The following is a 21,706-nucleotide window of genomic DNA, read 5'->3' on the forward strand; positions in this document are numbered from 1 at the left end:
TTCGCACATGTCCGAGATCCTCAAGGCCAATCTACGCAACGTCGCCATCGTTGCGCACGTCGACCACGGCAAGACCACGCTGGTCGACGCCATGCTGCGTCAGGCAGGCACGTTCACCGAGCACGAGGCCGAATCGGTCGCCGACCGGGTCATGGACTCCGGTGAGCTCGAGCGCGAGAAGGGCATCACCATCCTCGCGAAGAACACCGCCATCCACTACACCGGGCCGAGCGCGCCCGAGGGGATGACGATCAACATCATCGACACCCCCGGCCACGCCGACTTCGGTGGTGAGGTCGAGCGCGGCCTGTCGATGGTCGACGGGATCGTGCTGCTGGTGGACGCCTCCGAGGGCCCGCTCCCCCAGACCCGGTTCGTGCTGCGCAAGGCGCTCAACGCCGACATGCCGGTCGTGCTGGTGGTCAACAAGGTCGACCGCCCCGACGCCCGCATCGAGGAGGTCGTCGACGAGACGTATGAGCTCTTCATGGACCTGCTCGACGACTCCCACAGCCAGGACGCCCTCGACTTCCCGGTGATCTACGCCTCGGGCAAGGCCGGCGTCGCGTCGCTCGAGCAGCCCGGCAACGGCGAGCTGCCCGACTCCAAGGACCTCGAGCCGCTCTTCCAGACGATCATGGACACGATCCCGGCTCCGACGTACGTCGAGGGCGCGCCCCTCCAGGCCCACGTCACCAACCTCGACGCGAGCCCGTTCCTCGGCCGCCTCGCGCTGGTCCGCATCCACCAGGGCACCCTGAAGAAGGGCCAGAACGTCGCCTGGATGCGCCGTGACGGCGAGGTCAAGAACGTACGCATCACCGAGCTGCTCATCACCGAGGGCCTCGAGCGCAAGCCGGGCGAGATCGCCGGTCCCGGCGACATCGTCGCCATCGCCGGCATCCCGGACATCACCATCGGCGAGACCCTCGCCGACCCGGAGAACCCGGTCGCGCTGCCGCTCATCCACGTCGACGAGCCGGCCATCTCGATGACCATCGGCACCAACACCTCGCCGCTGGTCGGCAAGGTCAAGGGCTCGAAGGTCACCGCGCGCCTGGTCAAGGACCGCCTCGACTCCGAGCTCATCGGCAACGTGTCGCTGAAGATCCTCAACACCGAGCGTCCCGACGCCTGGGAGGTCCAGGGCCGTGGCGAGCTGGCGCTGGCGATCCTGGTCGAGCAGATGCGCCGCGAGGGCTACGAGCTGACCGTCGGCAAGCCGCAGGTGGTCACCAAGGAGATCGACGGCAAGATCCACGAGCCGTTCGAGCGCCTGACCATCGACGCGCCGGAGGAGTACCTCGGCGCCATCACCGAGCTGCTCGCGAACCGCAAGGGCCGCATGGAGGGCATGACCAACCACGGCACCGGCTGGGTGCGCATGGAGTTCATCGTGCCGGCGCGCGGCCTGATCGGCTTCCGCACCGAGTTCCTCACCGAGACCCGCGGCACCGGCATCGCCCACCACATCTCCGAGGGCTACGACCGCTGGGCCGGCGAGATCCGCTCGCGCAACAACGGCTCGCTCGTCGCCGATCGGGCCGGCGCGGCCACGGCGTACGCCATGACCTCGCTGCAGGAGCGCGGCGTCATGTTCGTCGAGCCGGCGACCGAGGTCTACGAGGGCATGATCGTCGGCGAGAACTCCCGCGCCGACGACATGGACGTCAACATCACCAAGGAGAAGCAGCAGACCAACGTCCGCTCCGCCACCTCCGACAACTTCGAGAAGCTCATCCCGCCGAAGAAGCTCTCGCTCGAGCAGTGCCTGGAGTTCTGCCGCGAGGACGAGTGCGTCGAGGTCACCCCCGACATGGTCCGCATCCGCAAGGTCGTCCTCGACCAGAACGACCGCGCCAAGATCGCCTCGCGGGCCCGCAAGGCCAACAAGTCCTGACCGGCTTTCGTGACGGCCGCCGACCCTCTTGGGTCGGCGGCCGTTCTCGTCGTCGGCTGCCTGCGACACTTCGACCATGACCCTCACGACCACCGCCTCGCTGATCAGGTCGGCCTATGAGGAAGGCCGCGGTGTCGCCGCCTTCAACGCGATCAACCTGGAGACCGTCGAGGCGATAGCCACCGGAGCCGAGACCGCGAACCGCCCGGTCATCGTGCAGATCAGCGAGAACGCGGTGCGCTACCACGGCGGCCTGGCGCCGCTGGCCCATGCCGCGATCGCGGTCGCGTCCGGCTCGACGATGCCGATCTCGCTCCACCTGGACCATGCGACCGACGAGCGCCTGGTCGGGATCGCGGTCGATCTCGGCTTCTCGTCGGTGATGTACGACGCCTCCCAGCTCCCCTACGAGGACAACCTCACCCGCACCGCCGCCGTCGCCCGCCGCTGCCACGACCGCGGCGCCCACGTCGAGGCCGAGCTCGGCGAGGTCGGCGGTAAGGAGGGCGTCCACGCGCCCGGCGTACGCACCGACCCGGCCGAGGCGGCCGCGTTCGTCGCCAGCACCGGCGTCGACGCCCTCGCCGTCGCCGTCGGCTCGAGCCACAAGATGACCACCCGCGACGCGGCCCTGGACGAGGCGCTGATCGCAGCTATCCGCCGCGCCGTCGACGTCCCGCTGGTCCTGCACGGCTCCTCCGGCGTGAGCGACGACGGGCTCCGAGCCGCCATCGCCGCCGGGATGACGAAGATCAACGTCGCCACCCAGCTCAACAAGGCCTTCACCGGCGCTGTCCGCGAGACCCTCGAAGCCGACTCGGCCCTGGTCGACCAGCGCCGCTACCTCGCTGCCGGCCGCGACGCGATGGCCGCTGAGACCGCCCGGCTGCTCACCGTCATCTCGGCCTGACCGAGGCTGCCGTTTCCCCAGTTTGATGGAAGCGCTCCCACACCACACGAAATCGTTACCTCCGCGCCTCTTGACACAGACGTGTGAGCACACTCACACTCTCCCTAGTCCCGAGAGTGGAAGCGCTCTCACTCCCCACACAGACGTGCAGGAGCACCCCGTGTCCAAGATCTCCAAGTCCTGGCGCCGCGGTCTAGCCGCTGGCGCGGTCGCCACTCTCGTCGCTGGCCTCGTCGGGGCCTGCGGCGGCAGCGACGACACCGGCGAGCAGGCCAAGCTCGGCAAGGACGACACCCTGACCATCACGACCTTCAGCGAGTTCGGCTACGGCGACCTCATCGAGCAGTGGAACGCCGACCCTGATCGCCCCTTCAAGGTCAAGCAGACCGTCGTTGCCGAGTGGGACACCTGGAAGCAGAGCCTCACCACCGGCCTGCAGTCGGGCGAGGGTCTCACCGACATCGTCGGCATCGAGGGCGACATGATGCCCGCGCTCGTCGCCGAGGGCGCCTCCGAGCAGTTCGTCGATCTCACCGACAAGGAGCTCGACAGCCGCTGGATGGAGTCGAAGTACCTCGAGGGCCAGACCGCCGACGGCAAGCAGATCGGCTATCCGACCGATGCCGGTCCCGAGGCGTTCTGCTACCGCGCCGACCTCTTCGAGAAGGCCGGCCTCCCGAGCGACCGCGAGGCCGTGAAGGATCTCTTCAAGGACTGGGACACCTACTTCGCCACCGGCGAGCAGTTCAAGAAGAAGATGCCGAAGACGGCTTGGTACGACTCCAGCGGCGCGATCGCCCAGGCGATGCTCAACCAGGTCGAGTACCCCTTCCAGACCAAGGACCAGAAGATCGACGTCGACAACCCGGAGCTCCGGGAGGTCTACGACACGGTCGCGCAGTACGCCCCCACCCAGTCGACGAAGGTCGAGCAGTGGGGCGAGGACTGGATGGCCAACTTCACCAACGACGGTTTCGCCACCATCCCGTGCCCGGGCTGGATGTTCGCCAACATCAAGGACTCCGCGCCTGACGTGAAGGGCTGGGACATCGTCGACGCCTTCCCGGGCGGCGGCGGCAACTGGGGTGGCTCCTACCTCGCCGTCCCGGCGCAGTCGGAGCACCAGGACGAGGCCAAGGAGTTCGCCAACTACCTGACCAACGCCGAGTCCCAGGTGGCCGCGTCGAAGGTGGCCGGCAACTTCCCGGCCAACCTGGAGGCGCAGACGGTCCTGGCCGACGAGAACGCCACCGACCCCTACTTCAACAACGCCCCCACCTCGCAGATCCTCGCCAGCCGCGCGGAGGCCGTGCCGGCGGGTGTCCCGTTCAAGGGTGACAAGTACTCCGACATCCTGGGCCTCTTCCAGCAGGCGATCCGTCGTGTGGACGAGGGCACCGACCCCGAGAAGTCGTGGGCGACCTTCGTCGAGGGCGTCGAAGGAATGTCCTGATCCATGCCGACCACCACCTCTGCCCCGGTCGAGAACGCCACCCCGGCGCCCTCGACCGGGGCAGCACCCCGCCGCCAGGCGTGGCGTAACCGGCTCTCCCGGTGGGACTTCAAGTTCTCGCCCTACCTGTACGTCGCGCCGTTCTTCCTCGTGTTCCTCGTCATCGGGCTCTACCCGATGCTCTACACCGGCTACCTGTCCTTCTTCTCCTGGCCCGCCTACGGGTCCGAGGTCGGTCCGTGGGTCGGCTGGGACAACTACGCCCACGTCCTCGGTGACTCGGTGTTCCGTAAGGCCTTCTGGAACACCATCGGGATGTTCCTGCTCTCCTCGGTGCCGCAGATCATCGTGGCGACGATCCTCGCCGCGCTGCTCGACACCCGGCTCCGGGGCCGCACCCTGTGGCGGATGAGCATCCTGCTGCCCTTCGTGGTCGCTCCTGCGGCGTCCGCGATGATCTTCGGCGCGATCTTCGCTGACGGCACGGGCCTGATCAACCAGACGCTCGACGGCTTCGGTTTCCCGAAGGTGCCGTGGCACGCCGATCGGTTCGCGAGCTGGACCGCGATCGCGACCATGGTCAACTGGCGCTGGACGGGCTACAACGCGCTGATCATCCTCGCCGCCATGCAGGCGATCCCGCGCGATCTCTACGAAGCGGCCGAGATCGACGGCGCCTCCAAGGTGAAGCAGTTCTTCAACGTCACCCTGCCCTCGATCCGGCCGACGATGATCTTCGTCATCGTCACCTCGACCATCGGTGGCCTGCAGATCTTCACCGAGCCCCGGATCTTCGACACCAACCTGCGCTTCCAGGGCGGCTCCGACTTCCAGTACACGACCTTGACGATGTACGTCTTCAACACCGCCCAGTCCACGACCAACCCGTATCCCCGTGCGGCCGCCGCCGCCTGGGTGCTGTTCCTCATCATCGTGGGGATCGCCTTGGTCAACTTCCTGGTCACCCGGGCCGTACAACGAAGGAGCCTTCGATGAGCAGACGACCTGGATTCCTCGTATATGGCCTGCTCACGGCATTCCTGCTGGGTTCGGCGTTCCCGCTGTACTGGTCGTTCGTCATCGGCTCGGTCACCCGGCACCGGGCGATCCAGTCGCCTCCGCCGCTGGTCCCGGGAGGGCACTTCTTCGAGAATGCTGCCCGGGTCTTCGACCGGATCGACTTCTGGTCGGCGCTGCTCAACTCGATCATCGTCTCCGGGATCTCGGCGGCCTCGGTCGTGCTCTTCTCGACCCTGGCGGGCTACTCCTTCGCCAAGCTCCGCTTCCGCGGTGCCAACGCGGGGATGGTCTTCGTCGTCGCCACCCTGGCGGTGCCGACCCAGCTGGCGCTGGTGCCGATGCTCAAGCAGTTCTCCAACCTCGGCCTGACCGGCACCCACGCCGCCGTGATCCTGCCGTGGGTGGTGACCGCGTTCGGTGTCTTCTTCATGAGGCAGTACCTCGTCGACGCGATCCCCGACGAGCTCATCGACGCGGCCCGCGTCGACGGTGCGTCCATGATCCGTACGTTCTGGACCGTCGCCGTCCCAGCGGCGAGACCCGCGATGGCGATCCTCGGCCTGTTCACCTTCATGCAGGTGTGGACCGACTTCATGTGGCCGCTGATCGTGCTGCAGGGCTCCGACGTACAGACCCTGCAGACCGCGCTGGACGCGCTCAAGGTCGCGCCTGGACAGGGGCATGCCGACATGGCGCTGGTCCAGGCCGGAACGATCCTCGCGACCGTGCCCCTACTTCTGTTGTTCATCGCCACCGGCCGCCACCTGGTGTCCGGCATCATGCAAGGAGCCGTCAAGGGATGAATCTCTCGACAAACCCAGCCCGCGCCGAGCGTACGTTTCCCCAGGACTTCCTCTGGGGTGCGGCGACGGCTTCCTACCAGATCGAGGGAGCCATCGACGAGGACGGACGTACGCCCAGCAACTGGGACACCTTCACCAAGGTGCCCGGGGCGATCCTCAACGGCGACACCGGCGAGGTGGCCTGCGACCACTACCACCGGGTGCCCGAGGACGTCGCGCTGATGAAGCGCCTCAACCTGGCTTCGTACCGGTTCTCGACGGCGTGGCCGCGGATCCGTCCCGATGGCGGGAAGGTCAACCAGGCGGGGCTCGACTTCTACAGCCGTCTCGTCGACGAGCTGCTCGAGGCCGAGATCGCGCCGTGGATCACGCTCTACCACTGGGACCTCCCGCAGGCGCTGGAGGACCAGGGCGGCTGGACCAGCCGTGACACCGCCTACCGGTTCGTGGAGTACTCCACCACCGTCTACGACGCGCTCTCCGACCGCGTCGACAACTGGACGACGCTGAACGAGCCGTGGTGCTCGGCCTTCCTCGGCTACTCAGGTGGCCAGCACGCACCGGGTCGCCAGGAGGGTGTGGCCGGCATCGTCGCGGCTCACCACCTCATGCTCGGGCACGGCCTCGTGATCAACGAGCTGCGCGCCCGCGGCGCGACGCCGGAGAACGGGAAGTCCCTCGGCATCACCCTCAACCCGACGGTCGTCGACCCCTACGACGCCGACCGTCCCGAGGACGTCGACATGACCCGGCGGATCGACGGTCTGCACAACCGGGTGTTCCTCGACCCGCTGTTCCGGGGCAAGTACGCCGACGACCTGGCCGCGGACACCGAGGGCCTGACCTTCCAGGGCCGCCCGTGGCAGGACTGGGTGCTCGAGGGCGACCTGGAGGTCATCTCCGCGCCGCTCGACGTGCTCGGGGTCAACTTCTACTTCGGCAACGCCATCGCGGCGGAGCCGTTCGAGATCGACCCCGACCAGGTGCTGGGCAGTCGGCTCGTGCACTCCGACCTGCCGCGGGGGAACCCCTACCCCGGCGCCGAGTTCGTCACCCCGCGCACGGGCCGCGCCACGACTGCCCGCGACTGGGAGATCGACCCGGTCTGGCTGACCCGGCTGCTGACCCGGCTCAGCGGTGAGTACGGTGCCCCGCCCATCTACATCACCGAGAACGGGGCCTACTACGATGATGTGGTGGAGGATGGCGCCGTGCACGACACCGCCCGCCTCGACTACATCGACGAGCACCTGCGCGCGACCCTCGACGCGATGGAGCAGGGTGCGGACGTACGCGGCTACTTCGCCTGGTCCATGCTCGACAACTTCGAGTGGAGCTACGGCTACGCGCATCGGTTCGGGATCGTGCACGTGGACTTCGAGACCCAGGTGCGTACGCCGAAGGACAGCGGCCTCTGGTTCGCCGATGTGGCGGCGAACAACCGGGTGCCGGCGCGCGCGTGAACATGCCCACCCTCGACGAGGTCGCCCGGCTGGCTGGTGTCAGCCGGGCGACCGCGTCGCGCGCGATCAACGGCGGCTCGCGCGTCTCCGCGAAGGCCGCCGAGGCCGTCGCCGAGGCCGTCCGCACCCTCGGCTACACCCCCAACCCGGCGGCGCGGTCGCTGGTGACCCGGCGTACCGACTCGGTCGCCATGGTCATCCCGGAGGCCGATGAGCGGGTCTTCGCCGACCCGTTCTTCGCCCGTACGCTGCGCATCGTCACCCGGGCCCTCTCGTCGCGCGACCTGCAGGTGGTCCTGCTGATCGCGCGTCCGGGCGAGGAGGAGGACCGCATGCTGCGCTACCTGCGCGGTGGTCACATCGACGGCGCCATCGTCGTCTCCTCGCACCGCAGCGACCTGCTCGCCGACCACGTCGCCGACCTCGGTCTGCCGGCGGCATTCGTCGGCCGCCCGTGGACCGGCGCCCACCGGGTCTCCTACGCCGACACCGACAACTTCGCCGGTGCCCGCGAGGTCACCCAGGTGCTCATCGACCGCGGCTGCCGCCGGATCGGCACCATCACCGGTCCTGCCGACATGAGCGCGGGCGCCGACCGGGTGGCCGGCTGGCGGGCGGCCCTGGACGCTGCCGGGCTCGCCGCCGACGCGGTCGTCGAGGGCGACTTCACCGAGGACGGCGGCGAGGCTGCCTGCGAGATCCTGCTGGGCAGCCATCCGGACATCGACGGCCTCATGGTCGCCTCCGACCTGATGGCCGCGGGTGCGCTCCGCACCCTCGGCCGGGCCGGCCGCCGCGTCCCCGACGACATCGCGGTCGTCGGCTACGACGACCTCGGCATCGCCGAGCGCACCACTCCCCCGCTCACCACGGTCAAGAACCCGATAGGCGACATGGCCGAGGAGGCCGCCCGGCTCCTCCTCGCCCAGCTCGACGGCACCACCACCATCCCGCGGCGCGTCGTCTTCGCGCCCGAGCTGGTGCGGCGTACGTCTGCGTGATCTGACGCGCCGCTCGTCCGCCCGCATATCGGAGTGCGGACGCGACCCAGGCATACCTGCCGCAGGGCTGTTAGCGTCCTGACGCGATGCCACATCGCAATTCGACTGGCAGCGTGCCCCGCCTGAAGTCGGCTTCCCGAGTCGACTTCCGCTCACCGGACCTCGAGGACGGTCAGCACCTGTGGCGGATGGCAACGAAATCTCGGGTACTCGACGTCAATGCCTCGTATGCCTACCTGCTGTGGGCGCGCGACTTCGCGGAGACGTCGCTCATCGCGACCGTCGATGACGATCCAGGAGGATTCGTCACCGGCTACCGGCGTCCGGAGAAGCCGGAGACCCTGATGATCTGGCAGGTCGCCGTCGACGAACGGCACCGCGGCCAGGGTCTGGCCCGCCGCATGCTCGACGGGCTCGTCGACCGTCTGGCCGTCGACCAGGGCATACGTCACCTGGAGACGACCATCACCGCGGACAACAGCGCCTCGATCGCGCTGTTCACCTCGTTCGCGAACGCACGCAGCGCCCCGATCGAGCGCACGCCGCTCTTCGACGCCGCGATGTTCCCGGACGGGCACGACACGGAGCTGTTGTTACGCATCGGCCCGTTCTGACCGCACGATCCGCCCGCACGATCCGTCCGCACGATCCGACCGCACCCGGTCCGCCGGGCGCGTTGTGCGCCCGCGTAATCGGGATCGACGACACACGGAGGTGTCATTTCCATGACGACGACCACCGAACCCGCCCATACCGACACGCCTCAGGCCGCTGGCGGCACCGCGATCTTCGACTCCCTGGAGTCGCAGGTCCGCAGCTACTGCCGCAGCTGGCCCGCCGTGATGACCCACTCCCAGGGCTCCACCCTCACCAGCGAGGACGGGCGTGAGTTCCTGGACTTCTTCGCCGGAGCCGGCGCGCTCAACTACGGGCACAACAACCCCGCGCTGCTGGACCCGCTGCTCGACTACCTGCGCGAGGGCCGCATCCTGCACTCGCTGGACATGCACACCAGCGCGAAGCGGGACTTCCTGCAGGCCTTCTCGGACCTGATCCTCGAGCCGCGCAACCTCGACTACAAGGTGATGTTCCCCGGTCCGACCGGGACCAACTCCGTCGAGGCCGCTCTCAAGCTGGCCCGCAAGGTGACCGGGCGCCAGCACGTGCTGTCGTTCACCAACGCGTTCCACGGGATGACGCTCGGCTCGCTGGCAGTGACCGGCAACTCGATGAAGCGCAAGGGCGCGGGCATCCCGCTGACCAACAGCTCGAAGATCCCGTACGACGACTACTTCAACGGTGCCGTCGACGACTTCATGTGGCTGGAGCGCGTGCTCCAGGACAGCGGCTCCGGCGTCGACAAGCCGGCCGCGATCATCGTGGAGTCCGTCCAGGGCGAGGGTGGCCTCAACGCCGCTCGGCTGGAGTGGCTCAAGGCGCTCTCGGACCTGTGCCGCGAGTACGACATCATCCTGATCGTCGACGACGTGCAGGCGGGCTGCGGGCGTACTGGCACCTTCTTCAGCTTCGAGGAGGCCGGGTTCTCCCCCGACATCGTCTGTCTGTCGAAGTCGATCTCCGGCTTCGGCCTGCCGATGGCGCTGACTCTGATCCAGCCGGAGCTGGACCAGTTCGAGCCCGGTGAGCACAACGGCACCTTCCGCGGTCACAACCTCGCCTTCGTCACCGGCCGGGCTGCGCTGGAGAGGTACTGGGCCGATGACTCCTTCCAGAAGGACGTCCAGGCGAAGGCCGCCGACCTGCGCGCGGGGCTGACGAGGATCGCCGAGCGGTACGAGGGCGCGGCCGTCCGTGGTCGCGGCCTCCTGATCGGCATCGCCTTCCCAGATGCCAGCGCGGCCGGGAAGATCGCGACGGCGGCGTACGAGCTGGGCCTGCTGGTCGAGACCTCCGGACCCGAGGACGAGGTGCTCAAGACGATGCCGCCGCTGACCATCACCTCCGAGGACCTCACCCGCGGTCTCGCCGTCCTCGAGGAGGCCACCGCGTCCGTCCTGGGTGACGGCGACCCGGCCTGACCACCCCCGACAGCTGAAACGAGAGAACATGCGCGTCACCTATCTGGAAGACCTCGACGAGACCGACCGAGACGTACGCGTCGAGTCCGAGCACGGCGTCTGGCGCAGCCGCCGGATCGTGCTGGCCCGCGAGGGCGTCGGCTTCTCCTTCCACGAGACCAACATCCCCGCCGGGACGACGAACGAGTTCTGGTACGCCAACCACATCGAGTGCGTCTATTGCGTCGGCGGTGAGGGCGAGCTCCTCGACCGCGAGACCGGAGAGACGTACGAGATCCGCGACGGGATGTGCTACCTGCTCGACAAGCACGACAGGCACACCGTCACCGCCACGACCGACCTGCGTCTGATCTGCACCTTCAACCCGCCGGTCACCGGCCGGGAGGTGCACGACGAGAACGGCGTCTACCCGCTCCTCACCGAACCCAAGGAGGTAACTGCATGACCGCTACCACCGAACACGCCGAGGACGTGTACCCCACCCGTCTCGAGGAGGGCTTCAGCACGCTCCCCCGCCAGGACAAGGTCGTCTGGGGCACCGCCGCCGACGGGCCGATGGACCAGCAGACGCTCGACTCCTACGACGAGCGCGGCTACCTGACCGTCCCCGATCTGATCACGCCCGAGGAGGTCGCCGAGCTGCGCGCCGAGCTGCACCGGCTCAGCAACGACCCCGAGACCCGGGCCGACGAGCGCACCATCATCGAACCCGCCTCGCAGGAGGTTCGCTCGATCTTCGAGGTGCACAGGACCAGCGACCTCATCGCCCGGCTGGCGGGCGACCCGCGCGTGNTCGTGGCTTGCGGAACGAGCTACCATGCCGGTCTTGTCGGGAAACAATATATTGAAATGTGGGCAAACGTACCGGTTGAAGTGCATGTAGCGAGTGAATTCTCTTACAACATGCCGCTTCTGTCTAAGAAGCCGCTCTTTATCTTCCTTTCTCAAAGCGGAGAAACAGCGGACAGCCGCGCCGTGCTTGTTCAAGTCAAAGCGCTGGGTCACAAAGCGCTGACAATTACAAACGTTCCGGGATCAACGCTTTCTCGTGAAGCGGATTACACATTGCTTCTGCACGCAGGCCCTGAGATCGCTGTTGCATCAACAAAAGCGTATACGGCTCAGATTGCCGTCCTCGCGATCGTTGCGTCCGTTGCAGCAGAATGCAACGGCGTTGATATCGGTTTTGATTTGGTCAAAGAATTAGGTATTGCGGCAAACGCCATGGAAGCCCTCTGCGACCAGAAGGACGAAATGGAAATGATCGCACGTGAGTACCTGACTGTTTCAAGAAACGCTTTCTTCATCGGCCGCGGCCTTGACTACTTCGTGTGTGTCGAAGGTGCCCTGAAGCTGAAAGAGATTTCTTACATCCAGGCGGAAGGCTTCGCCGGCGGCGAGCTGAAGCATGGAACAATCGCTCTGATTGAAGAAGGAACACCGGTCTTTGCGCTTGCGACACAAGAACACGTCAACCTGAGCATCCGCGGAAACGTGAAGGAAGTCGCGGCCCGCGGCGCCAACACTTGCATCATCTCGCTGNGCACGCCTCCGGGGTGATCCCGCAGATCAGCCTGATCATGGGCAACTGCGCCGGCGGGCACGTCTACTCCCCCGCGGTCACCGACTTCACCATCATGGTCGACAAGACCTCNGCGGGTCGACGACGGACTCGTAGCGGTGCACGAGGCCGGCCTCGTCGAGCTCCTCGCCGCCGCCGATGATCTCGGTGACGTCGTCGCCGGTGTTCTCGACGAGGATGCCGCCGGGGACGGTGCCCAGGGCGTGGTGGACGTCGAAGAATCCCTGGACCTCGTCGAGGACGTCCTCGAAGCGGCGGGTCTTGTAGCCGTTGGAGGTGGAGAAGGTGTTGCCGTGCATCGGGTCGGAGATCCAGGTGACGTTGACGCCTTCGGCGGTGATCTTCTCGACCAGCCCGGGCAGCCCGTCGCGCACCTTCCCCGCGCCGAAGCGGGTGATGAAGGTGAGCCGGCCCTCCTCGTTCTTCGGGTTGAGCTTGGCGGCCAGCGCGAGCGCGTCGTCGGGGGTCGCGGTGGGACCGAGCTTGCAGCCGATCGGGTTGTTGAGGTGGCGGAAGTATTCGACGTGGGCGCCGTCGAGCTGACGGGTGCGCTCGCCGATCCAGACGAAGTGGCCGGAGACGTTGTAGGGCGTCTCGGTGCGCGAGTCGATGCGGGTCATCGCGTGCTCGTACTCGAGCAGCAGCGCCTCGTGGGAGGAGTAGAAGTCGACCCGGTGGAACTCCTCCGGGTCGGCGCCGATGGCCTCCATGAACGCGATCGCGCGCTCGATCTCGGAGCCCATCGCCTCGTACTTCGCGCCGACGGGCGAGTTGCGCACGAACTCGGAGTTCCAGGTGTGCACCTGACGCAGGTCGGCGTAGCCACCGGTGGTGAACGCGCGCACGAGGTTCAGCGTGGAGGAGGAGGCGTGGTAGACGTCCAGCAGCCGCTGGGGGTCGGGGATGCGGGACTCTTCGGTGAACTCGAAGCCGTTGACGGCGTCGCCGCGGTAGGCCGGCAGGGTCACCCCGTCGCGGGTCTCGGTGTCGGAGGAGCGCGGCTTGGCGTACTGCCCCGCGAGCCGGCCGATCTTCACGACCGGGACCGAGGCGGCGTAGGTCAGGACCACGGCCATCTGCAGCAGCACGCGCAGCTTGTTGCGGGTGTTGTCGGCGGTCGCCTCGGCGAAGACCTCGGCGCAGTCGCCGCCCTGCAGGATGAACGCCTCACCACGGCCGGCGGCCGCGATCGAGCTCTTGAGCTGGTCGCACTCCCCCGCAAAGACGAGCGGCGGCTGGTTCCTCAGCTTCTCGACCGCCGCGGCCAGCGCGGCCGGGTCGGAATAGGTCGGCTGCTGAAGGGCTCCGATGGCGTGCAGCTGCTCGAGGGAGGGGAAGGCGTCGTTCACGAGCCTCAGGGTACGCGGATCACCCGGTTGTTACGAAGTCATCTCAGACACGACAGGGCCGGCGTACGTCCTCGAGAGTTCGTATGCCGGCCCTGACCGAAGACACCTTCGTTACTTGTCGTCCTCGGGGTTCACGTCCATGTGCTCGATGTCCTGGAAGTGGGGCGGCTCGTCGTCCTTGTTGGCGAACTTGTTGATGAGCCAGGTGATGGCCCACAGGATCACGCCGATGACCATGAGGCCGCCGGCGATCTCGTAGACGATCCCGTCGCGGTCGACCCACGGGCCGGCCAGGTAGATGCACAGGATCGCGGCGAGCGGCGGCAGCCACCTCGGCGCGGTGAAGAACACCTTGTCGGTGTCGGCACGTCGGTTGCGCAGGACCACGCAGGCGATGTTGACGATCGCGAAGACGCACAGCAGGAGCAGCGCGGTCGTCGAGCCGAGGTTGGAGACGATGTTGCTGTCCGGGTCGCTGGAGACGTACCAGATCAGGCAGAGCGCCAGCACCGTGGTGAAGATGATGGCGATGTACGGCGTGCGGCGGCCGGGCAGGACCGCGCCCAGCTGCTTGGGCAGCACCCGCTGCTTGGCCATGCCGTAGACGAGCCGGCTGGCCATCAGCATGTTGATCAGCGCCGTGTTGGCGACGGCGAAGACCGCCAGGAACGGGAACACCTTGTCGATCGGGAAGTCGGGAGCACCCTTGGCGACCACCTCGAGCAGGGCCCGGCCCTCGGACTCACGGATCGTCTCGAGCTCTCCGGGGGTCAGGACACTGACGACCGAGACCGCGACCAGGATGTAGAGGAGCGCGGCTGCACCCAGGCCCATGAACATGGTGCGCGGGAAGATCCTCTCCGGCTCCTTGGTCTCCTCGACCATGTTGACCGCGTCCTCGAACCCGACCATCGCGAAGAACGCCACCGAGGTCGCCGCGGTGACCGCGAAGACCACGCCCATGTCGGAGTAGTCGTCGAAGGAGACCAGCTCGGACATCTCCGCCTTGCCCTGGGCGATCACGTAGAAGCCGACGCCGATCACGATGCACAGCGCGACCATCTCGACGATGGTGAGGATGATGTTGAACTTCACGCTCTCGCCCACGCCTCGCAGGTTGATCAGCGCGAGCAGGACCATGAAGCCCAACGCGACCAGTGTGACGACGCCCTCGCTGGGCGCGTCCATCCAGCCGTTGATCTCCAGACCACCGAAGAAGTTCTGTGCCAGCGTGTTGGCCGAGGTCGACGCGCTGGTGATGCCCGAGCAGGCGACCGCGAAGGTCACCATGAAGGTGAGGAAGTGGATGCCGAACGCCTTGTGCGTGTAGAGCGCGGCACCGGCGGCGCTGGGATACTTCGTCACCAGCTCGAGGTAGGAGAACGCCGTCATGGTGGCCACCACGAAGGCGAGCAGGAACGGCAGCCACAGGATGCCGCCCACGTAGCCGGCCATGGTCCCGGTGACGGCGTAGACGCCGGCTCCCAGGATGTCACCGACGATGAAGAGCAGAAGGAGCCAAGGCCCCATCACTCTCTTCAACTCGGGTGTTTCTTCTTTCGCCAGGGTTGTCATGATGTCCTTCCTGGTCACGTTCGAAACTCAGTTCCGAAATTGGGATGAAGGGATCCCTCAATCAAAGCCCAACCTCGCCGTCAGGTGTACGACAATTCGTCAACACGCCGTAACCGGACGAAATTTCGTGGATAGGGTCACGCCATGACCTTCTCCATCGTCGCCAGAGCAGTTGATCCAGGCACCGGGGAGCCCACCTGGGGTGTGGCCGTCGCTTCGAAGTTCCTCGCCGTCGGATCGGCCGTCCCGGCCGCCGTCGCGGGAGTCGGAGCCATCGCCACCCAGGCCGAGGCCAACGTCGCCTACAAGGGTCTCGCGCTCGCTCACCTCGACGAGGGTGCGACCGCTTCGGTCGCCCTCGAGAGGCTGCTGGAGGAGGACGAGCGACGGGACCACCGTCAGGTCGGCATCGTCGACGTCGACGGCAACGCCGCTTCCCACACCGGATCGTCCTGCTTCGCCTGGGCGGGCGGCCGGACGGGCTCCACCGAGGATGGGGCGTACGCGATCCAGGGCAACATCCTCACCGGCCCCGAGGTGGTCGAGGCGATGGAGGCCGTCTGGCTGGCTTCCTCTCCCGAGGAGCCGTTGCAGCACCGGCTGCTGGCGGCCCTGGCCGCCGGCGACGAGGCCGGCGGTGACAGCCGCGGCCGGCAGAGCGCGGCCCTTCTGGTGGTGCGCGAGGAGGCCGGCTACGGCGGCAACGACGACATCGCGGCAGACCTCCGGGTCGACGACCACGCGGCGCCGATCACCGAGCTGAAGCGGCTCCTGGATCTCAGCGACTTCTACCTGACCGCGTCGACCGAGACCGAGAAGGTGCAGGTCACCCCGGAGATCGAGGCCGAGGTGGAGACGTACGCCGCGGCGCAGGGCGCCTCGGGCTTCCTCGCCTGGGTCGCCACCGAGAACTACGAGATGCGGGTGGCCGAGGACCTGTCCTGGATCGACCGTCGCATCCTCGACATCGTCAGGACGTCGAAGTGAGCTCGATCCTCGCCATCGATGCCGGCACCACCGGGGTCACGGCCCTGATCGTGACCGAGAAGGGCGAGGTCGCGGCTCGGGGCTATGAGGAGTTCGACCAGCACTTCCCCAGCCCGGGCCGGGTCGAGCACGTGCCCGAGGGGATCTGGCAGGCGACCCTGGAGGCGTGCCGTACGGTCCTCGCGGCCCACGGCAAGGACGACCTCGTCGGCATCGGGATCACCAACCAGCGCGAGACGGTCGTGCTGTGGGACCGGGAGACGCTGGGGTCACCGCGGCGGGCGATCGTGTGGCAGGACCGGCGTACGACCGCGATGTGCGCCTCGATGGCCGACCACGACGCCCGCGTCCGGGAGCTGACCGGGCTCCGCCTGGACCCCTACTTCAGTGCGACGAAGCTCGCCTGGATCCGTGAGAACGAGCCGCACACCTGGGCGCACGTGGAGTCGGGGCGCTACGCGATCGGCACCGTCGACTCCTACCTCATCGCCCGGATGACCCGCGGCATGCACCACGTCTCCGACGTCTCGAACGCGTCGCGGACGCTGCTGTTCGACATCGGCGCCAACGACTGGTCCGACGAGCTGTGCGACCTCTTCGGGGTGCCGCGCGACGCGCTTCCGGAGATCGTCCCCAACTGGGGCCAGGGCGTGGTCACCGACCCGCGCTCCTTCCTGGATCTCTCGCTGCCGATCGCCGGGGTGGCCGGGGACCAGCAGGCGGCGCTGTTCGGGCAGGCCGCGTTCGAGGTGGGCGACTCCAAGTGCACCTACGGCACCGGCTCGTTCGTGCTGACCAACACCGGCACCACCCCGCAGCGGTCGGACTCCGGCCTGCTCACCTCGCCGGGCTGGATGTCGCCCGACGGAGAGGTCACCTACGTCCTCGAGGGCTCCATCTTCGTGACCGGCGCCGCGGTGCAGTGGCTGCGCGACGGCCTGCAGATCATCGGCTCGGCCGCGGAGACCGAGGCCCTGGCGCGCACCGTCACCTCGCCCGAAGGCGTCGTATTCGTGCCCGCCCTGACCGGCCTCGGCGCACCCCACTGGGACCCCGACGCCCGCGGCACGATCATCGGCATCACCCGCGGCACCACCCGCGCCCACATCGTGCGGGCGACCCTGGAGGCGATCACCTTCGAGGTACGCGACGTGATGGCGACCATGCCGACGCCCGTCGCCTCGCTCAACGTCGACGGCGGGGCGGCCGCCAACAACCTGCTCTGCCAGCTCCAGGCCGACCAGCTCGGGGTCGACGTCTCCCGCCCCCGCTATGTCGAGACCACGGGTCTCGGCGCGGCCTTCCTGGCCGGCCTCGGGGTCGGCGTGTGGTCCTCGTTCGACGAGATCCGCGAGACCTGGGCCCTGGACCGCACCTTCTCCCCCGACGCGTCGCGCCGCGACGCGGCCGATGAGGCGTACGCCTCCTGGAACCGGGCCGTCGAGCGCTCCCGACAGTGGGCATGAGCACCGCGCGGCGCGGCGTTCCGTGGTGGGCCTGGCTGCTCGTCGCGGGCGCCGTGTTCGTGGTCGTCGCGGGAGTCGGGCTCGTCGGGCTGGTCGTCTGGGTGGGCACTGACCTGGGTGAGTCGGGCGAGGCCGTGTCCGCCGACTGCGTCGACCTCGCGCAGGCGGTCGGGCTTTCCGATCTCCCGGCCGGAAGCTCGAATGCCTCCTGCACCTACATCGGGTTCCAGGACTGGCAGATCGAGGGCGCGATGACGGTCCCCCGCGCCGAGCTCGACACCTGGCTCGCCCGCCTCCCCGGCTCACCGGTGCTGGCCGAGAGCGGCTGCACCGACGCGGTGGCCTGCGTCCAGGTCGACCTCACCCAGGTCGAGGACGAGGTCGACGCCCACTACCTCGACGTCGCCGTCCTCAGCGAGAGCGACGGCATCGCCGAGGTCCTCATGTCAGCCTTCACCACATGACCCGAATCCTGCATCTCTCCGACACCCATGTCACCGCGACCGGCGTCGACATGGACGGTGTCGACGCCGTCGCCGCCCTCGAGCGCATCCTGTACGACGCCCGCCACGTGCCCGGATTGGACGCCGTCGTGGTCAGCGGCGACATCGCCGACGACGGATCGGCTGCGGGCTGCCGCTCCGTCATGGAGCGGGTGGGCGCGTTCGCGGCCGAGCGCGGCATCCCGCACCTCTACTCGACGGGCAACCACGATGCCCGCGGCCCGTTCCGCGAGGTGCTCGGCAGCGGGCATCGCGATCCCGACGGGAGCGACCGCGGCCGGCTGCTGGATCCGGACTCGGACCTGTGCGCGGCGGTCAGCTACCTGGGCGAGCTCAGGGTCATCACCATCGACAGCCTGGTCCCGGGCAAGACCCACGGCTTCCTCGACGAGCACCAGCTGGCCTGCCTCGCGAACGAGCTGGCCACTCCGGTACGCGACGGAACCGTCCTCGTCCTGCATCATCCGCCCCTTCACCTCGCCTCGGTCCCCTACGTCGCCGATGTCGTCCTGCGAAACATCTCCGCCCTCGGCCGGGTGGTGCGGAGCAGCGACGTACGCGCCATCCTCACCGGACACCTGCACTTCCAGGTCAGCGGATTCCTCGCCGGCGTACCCGTCTGGGTGACGCCCGGCGTCGTCACGCGCATCGACGCCACCGCTCCCCCGCATCTCGTACGCGGCGTGCTCGGCGCCGGCGCGACCGTCGTCGACCTCGCCGACCCGGCCTCCCCCACCTTCCACGTGCTCTCCGCCCGCGACCCACGCGCGGGCGAGCAGGTCTACCTCTACGACCCCGCATCCGGAGAGGACGCCCTCGAGGAGCTCTGATAGCTCGCTCAGGCAGCTGCCGTGTAGTCGAGCAGCATGTCGCGCAGCCCGAACTCGGCTCGGGACCAGGTTGGCGGGGGTTGTGCCCAAGTGTCTGGGGGTGGGCTGATGTAGGTGTGCCCGGTGGGTGTGATGGTGATGATGGTGCCGTCGGGTCCTGGCCTGGCCCGCCAGCCGAGGGCCTCCTTGGCTTGATTGCACCTTTCGCACAACCCTTGAAGGTTCTCGGCGCTCGTGGCGCCGCCGTCGGCATGGCGTTCGACGTGGTCGATGTTGCGGATCGGGGCGTCGCAGCCGTTGGTGCGGCAGATCCCGCCGTCACGGGTGGTGATGAACTCCGCGAGCCCGTCGGGTGCCTTCCTGGCGCGTGATTCCATCGCGACCAGTTGCCCGGCGGGGTCGGTGAACAGCCGCCGGACGAAGACCTCGGCATCGGCGAGGGCTTCACGGGCCCAGGCGGCGGGGACGGGTCCGTAGCCCTCGACCATGGCCGGCTGATCCGCGGCGCTGGTGAGGGCGTCGGCGGTCATCACGATCTTGACCTCGATCCGAGGCTTGGCTCCCTCAGCACGGCCGGTGACTCGGTCGACGAGGGTGTCGGCCATGACCTGCCCCCGGGTCCGATCGTCGCCGGCTGCGTGGGCAGCCTTCGCCGCCTGGTCCAGTGCCGCGAAGACCGCGACGCCGTCCTTGACCGGGAGCAGGGCACCGAGCCAGGTCATCGTGTCCGGTGCCGGCCGCAGGCTGACCCGGCGGTCCTTCTCTGCGCTCGCGGCGCGGGCGACGACGGATTCTTGGTCGAGGGTGATGGCCAGCTTCTTGGCAGCGTTCTCGAGCTGGCGTAGCCCCATCGCCACCGCCTTAGCCGGTTCACCGCCCGGCCCGGTGGCGCAGAGTTCGTAGTCGATGAACCTGCGGTCCTCCACCGACAAGCACGCGGTTTCACGAGCCAGGATGGTGGCCTGCCACTGGGAGAACAGCCCGGCTCTCATCAGGGCGAAGGTGTGGGGCATCTCGTTGGTCAGGATCTTCGCCAGCCCGAGCAGCTTGGCGCCCTTCTCCGGCGAGACCCGCCGCGCCAGCGCAACCTGGGAGGCCACGCCCTCGCCGAGCTTGCGGGCAGGAACCCCAGCCTCGGCCTGGCGTGCTCGGACGGCTTCCTCCAGACGTACCGCCGCTTCGGCCTGCACCGCCTCGGCGGTGCACTTGACCGCTTCGAGACCAGCGATCCAGTCGACCAGCTCAGCCTCGGACGCGCCCGGAGGCGGCCCTGCGAGGAGGTGGTCGATGGTCTCGTACACGCGCCTTATTATATGCGAAAGAGACCCATGCGGCGACCTATTTAAGCAGGTCAAACCCAAGTTATGCGGTCAGCGAACAAGCAACGTGAACTCCGCGCCACTCTCTCGCCGCCGCCCCGTTATAGGCGAAATCTTTCTCGATCGGGTGCCGGGTCAAGGATGGCCGAAGGCCNGTCGGCACCACGCTGGGAGCCGGTGACGCGGTCGCAGGAGCCGGTGTCGACCCAGCAGCGGAGGTACCAGGACTCGGCCGCGGTCGCGGTGTAGAGGACGACGCTGCGGTCGGACTCGAAGCCGGCGACGCGTACTTTCTCGACGGAGTCGGGTACGCGAAGGTCGATGTGCTCGGAGGTGCTCATGTTGACCGCGATGCCGCGCTCGGCGCCGTAGCTGATCATCCCGGGGTCGCTGGGGTTGCGGGCGATGGCGACGATCGAGCCGTCGGGGGAGTCGGCGACGGATCCGGGCAGCGGAGCGTGGACGCCGGGCTGGGTGAGGCTGCCGTCGGCCTCGATGGCGGCGAAGCGGGCCTCCCACTCGCTGGGGTTGTGGAGGAGTACGCCGCGGCGCAGCGGGATCAGCTGCTGGTAGCCGAGCGGCAGCGAGATCCGCTGCGTGGCCTCGCCCGGATCCCAGGCGGTCACCGGCGGCCGGGAGACGGTGAGCTCGCCGTAGTTCCCGGGCACTGCCGGCGGGGCGGGCACGATGCCGGTGCGCATGTAGGCCCTGGTGCGGTCGGTGCCGAGGACCGCGGTGGCGGCAGGGGTGCCCTCGAGCACGAGCCGGTCGGTCTCCTCGCCCGTCGTGGTGTCCACCGCGACGAGGGCGGAGACGGCGTCGTCGGTCTGCTGGAGCGCGAAGAGCTGGTTGCCGTCCTTGCTCAGGACCGGCTGGGTCCACAGGCCGGGGACCTGGATGGTCGACCCCCGCCGCGCGATCCACACCGGACCGGGCTTGTCGGCGCGCTCGTACATCAGCACCGTCCATCCGGCCACGCTCATCTGCGAGCCGAAGACCTTCTGCGGCTTCGCGCCGAGCTGGAGGCGACCGGCCTGGTCCACGAACGGCAGCGTCGTCGCGGGGCCGACGGGCAGATCGGCGTACGTCGCCGGGATGGCCGGCTCGCTGTTGCGGACCGTCGGAGCGGGTGGCGCCGGCGTCGGCACGTTGGCGCCGGTGCGGCCTTCGGCGAGCCGGGTCGTGTGGACGGCCAGCCAGGCCACGGAGGCGATCAGGGCGAGGATGATGCAGGCCGAGAACAGGATCCCGGCGCGGCTGGGCCTCGCCGTGGGCTGCGGCTCCTCGAGCACCACGGTGGGCTGCTCCTCGTCGATGTGCACGTCGGTGATGGTCGTACCTTCCTCGTCCTGTCTCCCGAAGGCTGCGATGTCGAAGCGATGCTGCGGACGTGCCCCGAGTCTCTCCACGGTAACCATGTCGAGGCGTCGGAATCAGGAGCGATCAGGTGAACAATCCGTTTTCGCATGCCGTCGGTATGTTCGGAAGCCCCGGAGATGGCTTAAG

18 protein-coding genes and 1 pseudogene are annotated in these 21,706 nt (G+C 68.1%); 16 read left to right on the forward strand and 3 right to left on the reverse strand.

Annotated elements, in window-relative coordinates; all coding sequences use genetic code 11:
* The first annotated feature begins 7 nt into the window (after positions 1–7).
* The 12 genes and pseudogenes from typA to ACFX43_RS10445 all read left to right on the forward strand — a co-directional run.
* A complete protein-coding gene (typA, locus tag ACFX43_RS10390; protein WP_160026809.1) occupies positions 8–1,900 on the forward strand; it encodes a translational GTPase TypA in 1,893 nt (630 codons plus the stop codon).
* Positions 1,901–1,976: 76 nt separating this feature from the next.
* On the forward strand, positions 1,977–2,810 hold the full coding sequence (locus ACFX43_RS10395; RefSeq protein ID WP_378820281.1) for a ketose-bisphosphate aldolase: 834 nt from the start codon (positions 1,977–1,979) through the stop codon (positions 2,808–2,810).
* Positions 2,811–2,970: 160 nt separating this feature from the next.
* Positions 2,971–4,263 carry an ABC transporter substrate-binding protein gene (locus ACFX43_RS10400; RefSeq protein WP_378820284.1) on the forward strand — a complete coding sequence of 431 codons (1,293 nt, stop codon included), beginning with the start codon at positions 2,971–2,973 and terminating at the stop codon, positions 4,261–4,263.
* Between the two features lie 3 nt (positions 4,264–4,266).
* Positions 4,267–5,259, forward strand: coding sequence for a carbohydrate ABC transporter permease (locus ACFX43_RS10405; RefSeq protein WP_378820287.1), 993 nt, complete (start codon positions 4,267–4,269; stop codon positions 5,257–5,259).
* The gene (locus ACFX43_RS10410; protein WP_378820290.1) at positions 5,256–6,086 is read left to right on the forward strand and encodes a carbohydrate ABC transporter permease; all 831 of its coding nucleotides are present in this window, start codon (positions 5,256–5,258) and stop codon (positions 6,084–6,086) included. The genes ACFX43_RS10405 and ACFX43_RS10410 overlap by 4 nt, the downstream gene beginning before the upstream one ends.
* Positions 6,083–7,549 (forward strand): glycoside hydrolase family 1 protein, encoded by a 1,467-nt coding sequence (locus ACFX43_RS10415; RefSeq protein ID WP_378820293.1) that lies wholly within the window; start codon positions 6,083–6,085, stop codon positions 7,547–7,549. Before ACFX43_RS10410 ends, ACFX43_RS10415 begins: the two co-directional genes overlap by 4 nt.
* A gap of 2 nt (positions 7,550–7,551) precedes the next feature.
* On the forward strand, positions 7,552–8,550 hold the full coding sequence (locus ACFX43_RS10420; RefSeq protein ID WP_378840830.1) for a LacI family DNA-binding transcriptional regulator: 999 nt from the start codon (positions 7,552–7,554) through the stop codon (positions 8,548–8,550).
* A gap of 113 nt (positions 8,551–8,663) precedes the next feature.
* The gene (gene ectA / locus ACFX43_RS10425) at positions 8,664–9,164 is read left to right on the forward strand and encodes a diaminobutyrate acetyltransferase (RefSeq protein WP_378820294.1); all 501 of its coding nucleotides are present in this window, start codon (positions 8,664–8,666) and stop codon (positions 9,162–9,164) included.
* Positions 9,165–9,275: 111 nt separating this feature from the next.
* Complete coding sequence (ectB, locus tag ACFX43_RS10430; protein WP_378820296.1) at positions 9,276–10,589, forward strand: diaminobutyrate--2-oxoglutarate transaminase; 1,314 nt, start codon at positions 9,276–9,278, stop codon at positions 10,587–10,589.
* 28 nt (positions 10,590–10,617) lie between these two features.
* Entirely contained in the window at positions 10,618–11,034 is a 417-nt protein-coding gene (locus ACFX43_RS10435; protein ID WP_378820298.1) for an ectoine synthase, read from the forward strand.
* A complete protein-coding gene (locus tag ACFX43_RS10440; protein ID WP_378820300.1) occupies positions 11,031–12,149 on the forward strand; it encodes an SIS domain-containing protein in 1,119 nt (372 codons plus the stop codon). The genes ACFX43_RS10435 and ACFX43_RS10440 overlap by 4 nt, the downstream gene beginning before the upstream one ends.
* Positions 12,137–12,241 (forward strand): annotated as a pseudogene (locus tag ACFX43_RS10445) (carboxyl transferase domain-containing protein); the annotation flags it as partial. The gene ACFX43_RS10440 and the pseudogene ACFX43_RS10445, both read left to right, overlap by 13 nt.
* Here ACFX43_RS10445 and ACFX43_RS10450 read toward each other — a convergent pair.
* Both ACFX43_RS10450 and ACFX43_RS10455 read right to left on the reverse strand, forming a co-directional pair.
* Positions 12,225–13,520, reverse strand: coding sequence for a class II 3-deoxy-7-phosphoheptulonate synthase (locus tag ACFX43_RS10450; protein WP_378820302.1), 1,296 nt, complete (start codon positions 13,518–13,520; stop codon positions 12,225–12,227). The pseudogene ACFX43_RS10445 and the gene ACFX43_RS10450 sit on opposite strands and share 17 nt — an antisense overlap.
* 111 nt (positions 13,521–13,631) lie before the next feature.
* Complete coding sequence (locus ACFX43_RS10455; RefSeq protein ID WP_378820305.1) at positions 13,632–15,050, reverse strand: APC family permease; 1,419 nt, start codon at positions 15,048–15,050, stop codon at positions 13,632–13,634.
* Positions 15,051–15,239: 189 nt separating this feature from the next.
* Here ACFX43_RS10455 and ACFX43_RS10460 point away from each other — a divergent pair, with 189 nt between their 5' ends.
* From ACFX43_RS10460 to ACFX43_RS10475, 4 genes are read left to right on the forward strand one after another with little or no spacing between them, the layout of a single operon-like run.
* On the forward strand, positions 15,240–16,082 hold the full coding sequence (locus ACFX43_RS10460; RefSeq protein WP_378820308.1) for a DUF1028 domain-containing protein: 843 nt from the start codon (positions 15,240–15,242) through the stop codon (positions 16,080–16,082).
* Positions 16,079–17,548, forward strand: coding sequence for an FGGY family carbohydrate kinase (locus tag ACFX43_RS10465; protein WP_378820311.1), 1,470 nt, complete (start codon positions 16,079–16,081; stop codon positions 17,546–17,548). Before ACFX43_RS10460 ends, ACFX43_RS10465 begins: the two co-directional genes overlap by 4 nt.
* Entirely contained in the window at positions 17,545–18,012 is a 468-nt protein-coding gene (locus ACFX43_RS10470) for a hypothetical protein (protein ID WP_378820314.1), read from the forward strand. The genes ACFX43_RS10465 and ACFX43_RS10470 overlap by 4 nt, the downstream gene beginning before the upstream one ends.
* Complete coding sequence (locus tag ACFX43_RS10475) at positions 18,009–18,881, forward strand: metallophosphoesterase (RefSeq protein ID WP_378820317.1); 873 nt, start codon at positions 18,009–18,011, stop codon at positions 18,879–18,881. Before ACFX43_RS10470 ends, ACFX43_RS10475 begins: the two co-directional genes overlap by 4 nt.
* Before the next feature lie 8 nt (positions 18,882–18,889).
* Here the strand turns inward: ACFX43_RS10475 and ACFX43_RS10480 are convergent, their stop codons facing one another.
* Positions 18,890–20,182, reverse strand: a complete 1,293-nt coding sequence (locus ACFX43_RS10480; RefSeq protein WP_378820320.1) for a DUF222 domain-containing protein — start codon at positions 20,180–20,182, stop codon at positions 18,890–18,892.
* Positions 20,183–21,706 lie beyond the last annotated feature (1,524 nt).

This window comes from Nocardioides sp. YIM B13467 (genome assembly GCF_042788075.1).
Taxonomy (GTDB): Bacteria; Actinomycetota; Actinomycetes; order Propionibacteriales; family Nocardioidaceae; genus Nocardioides.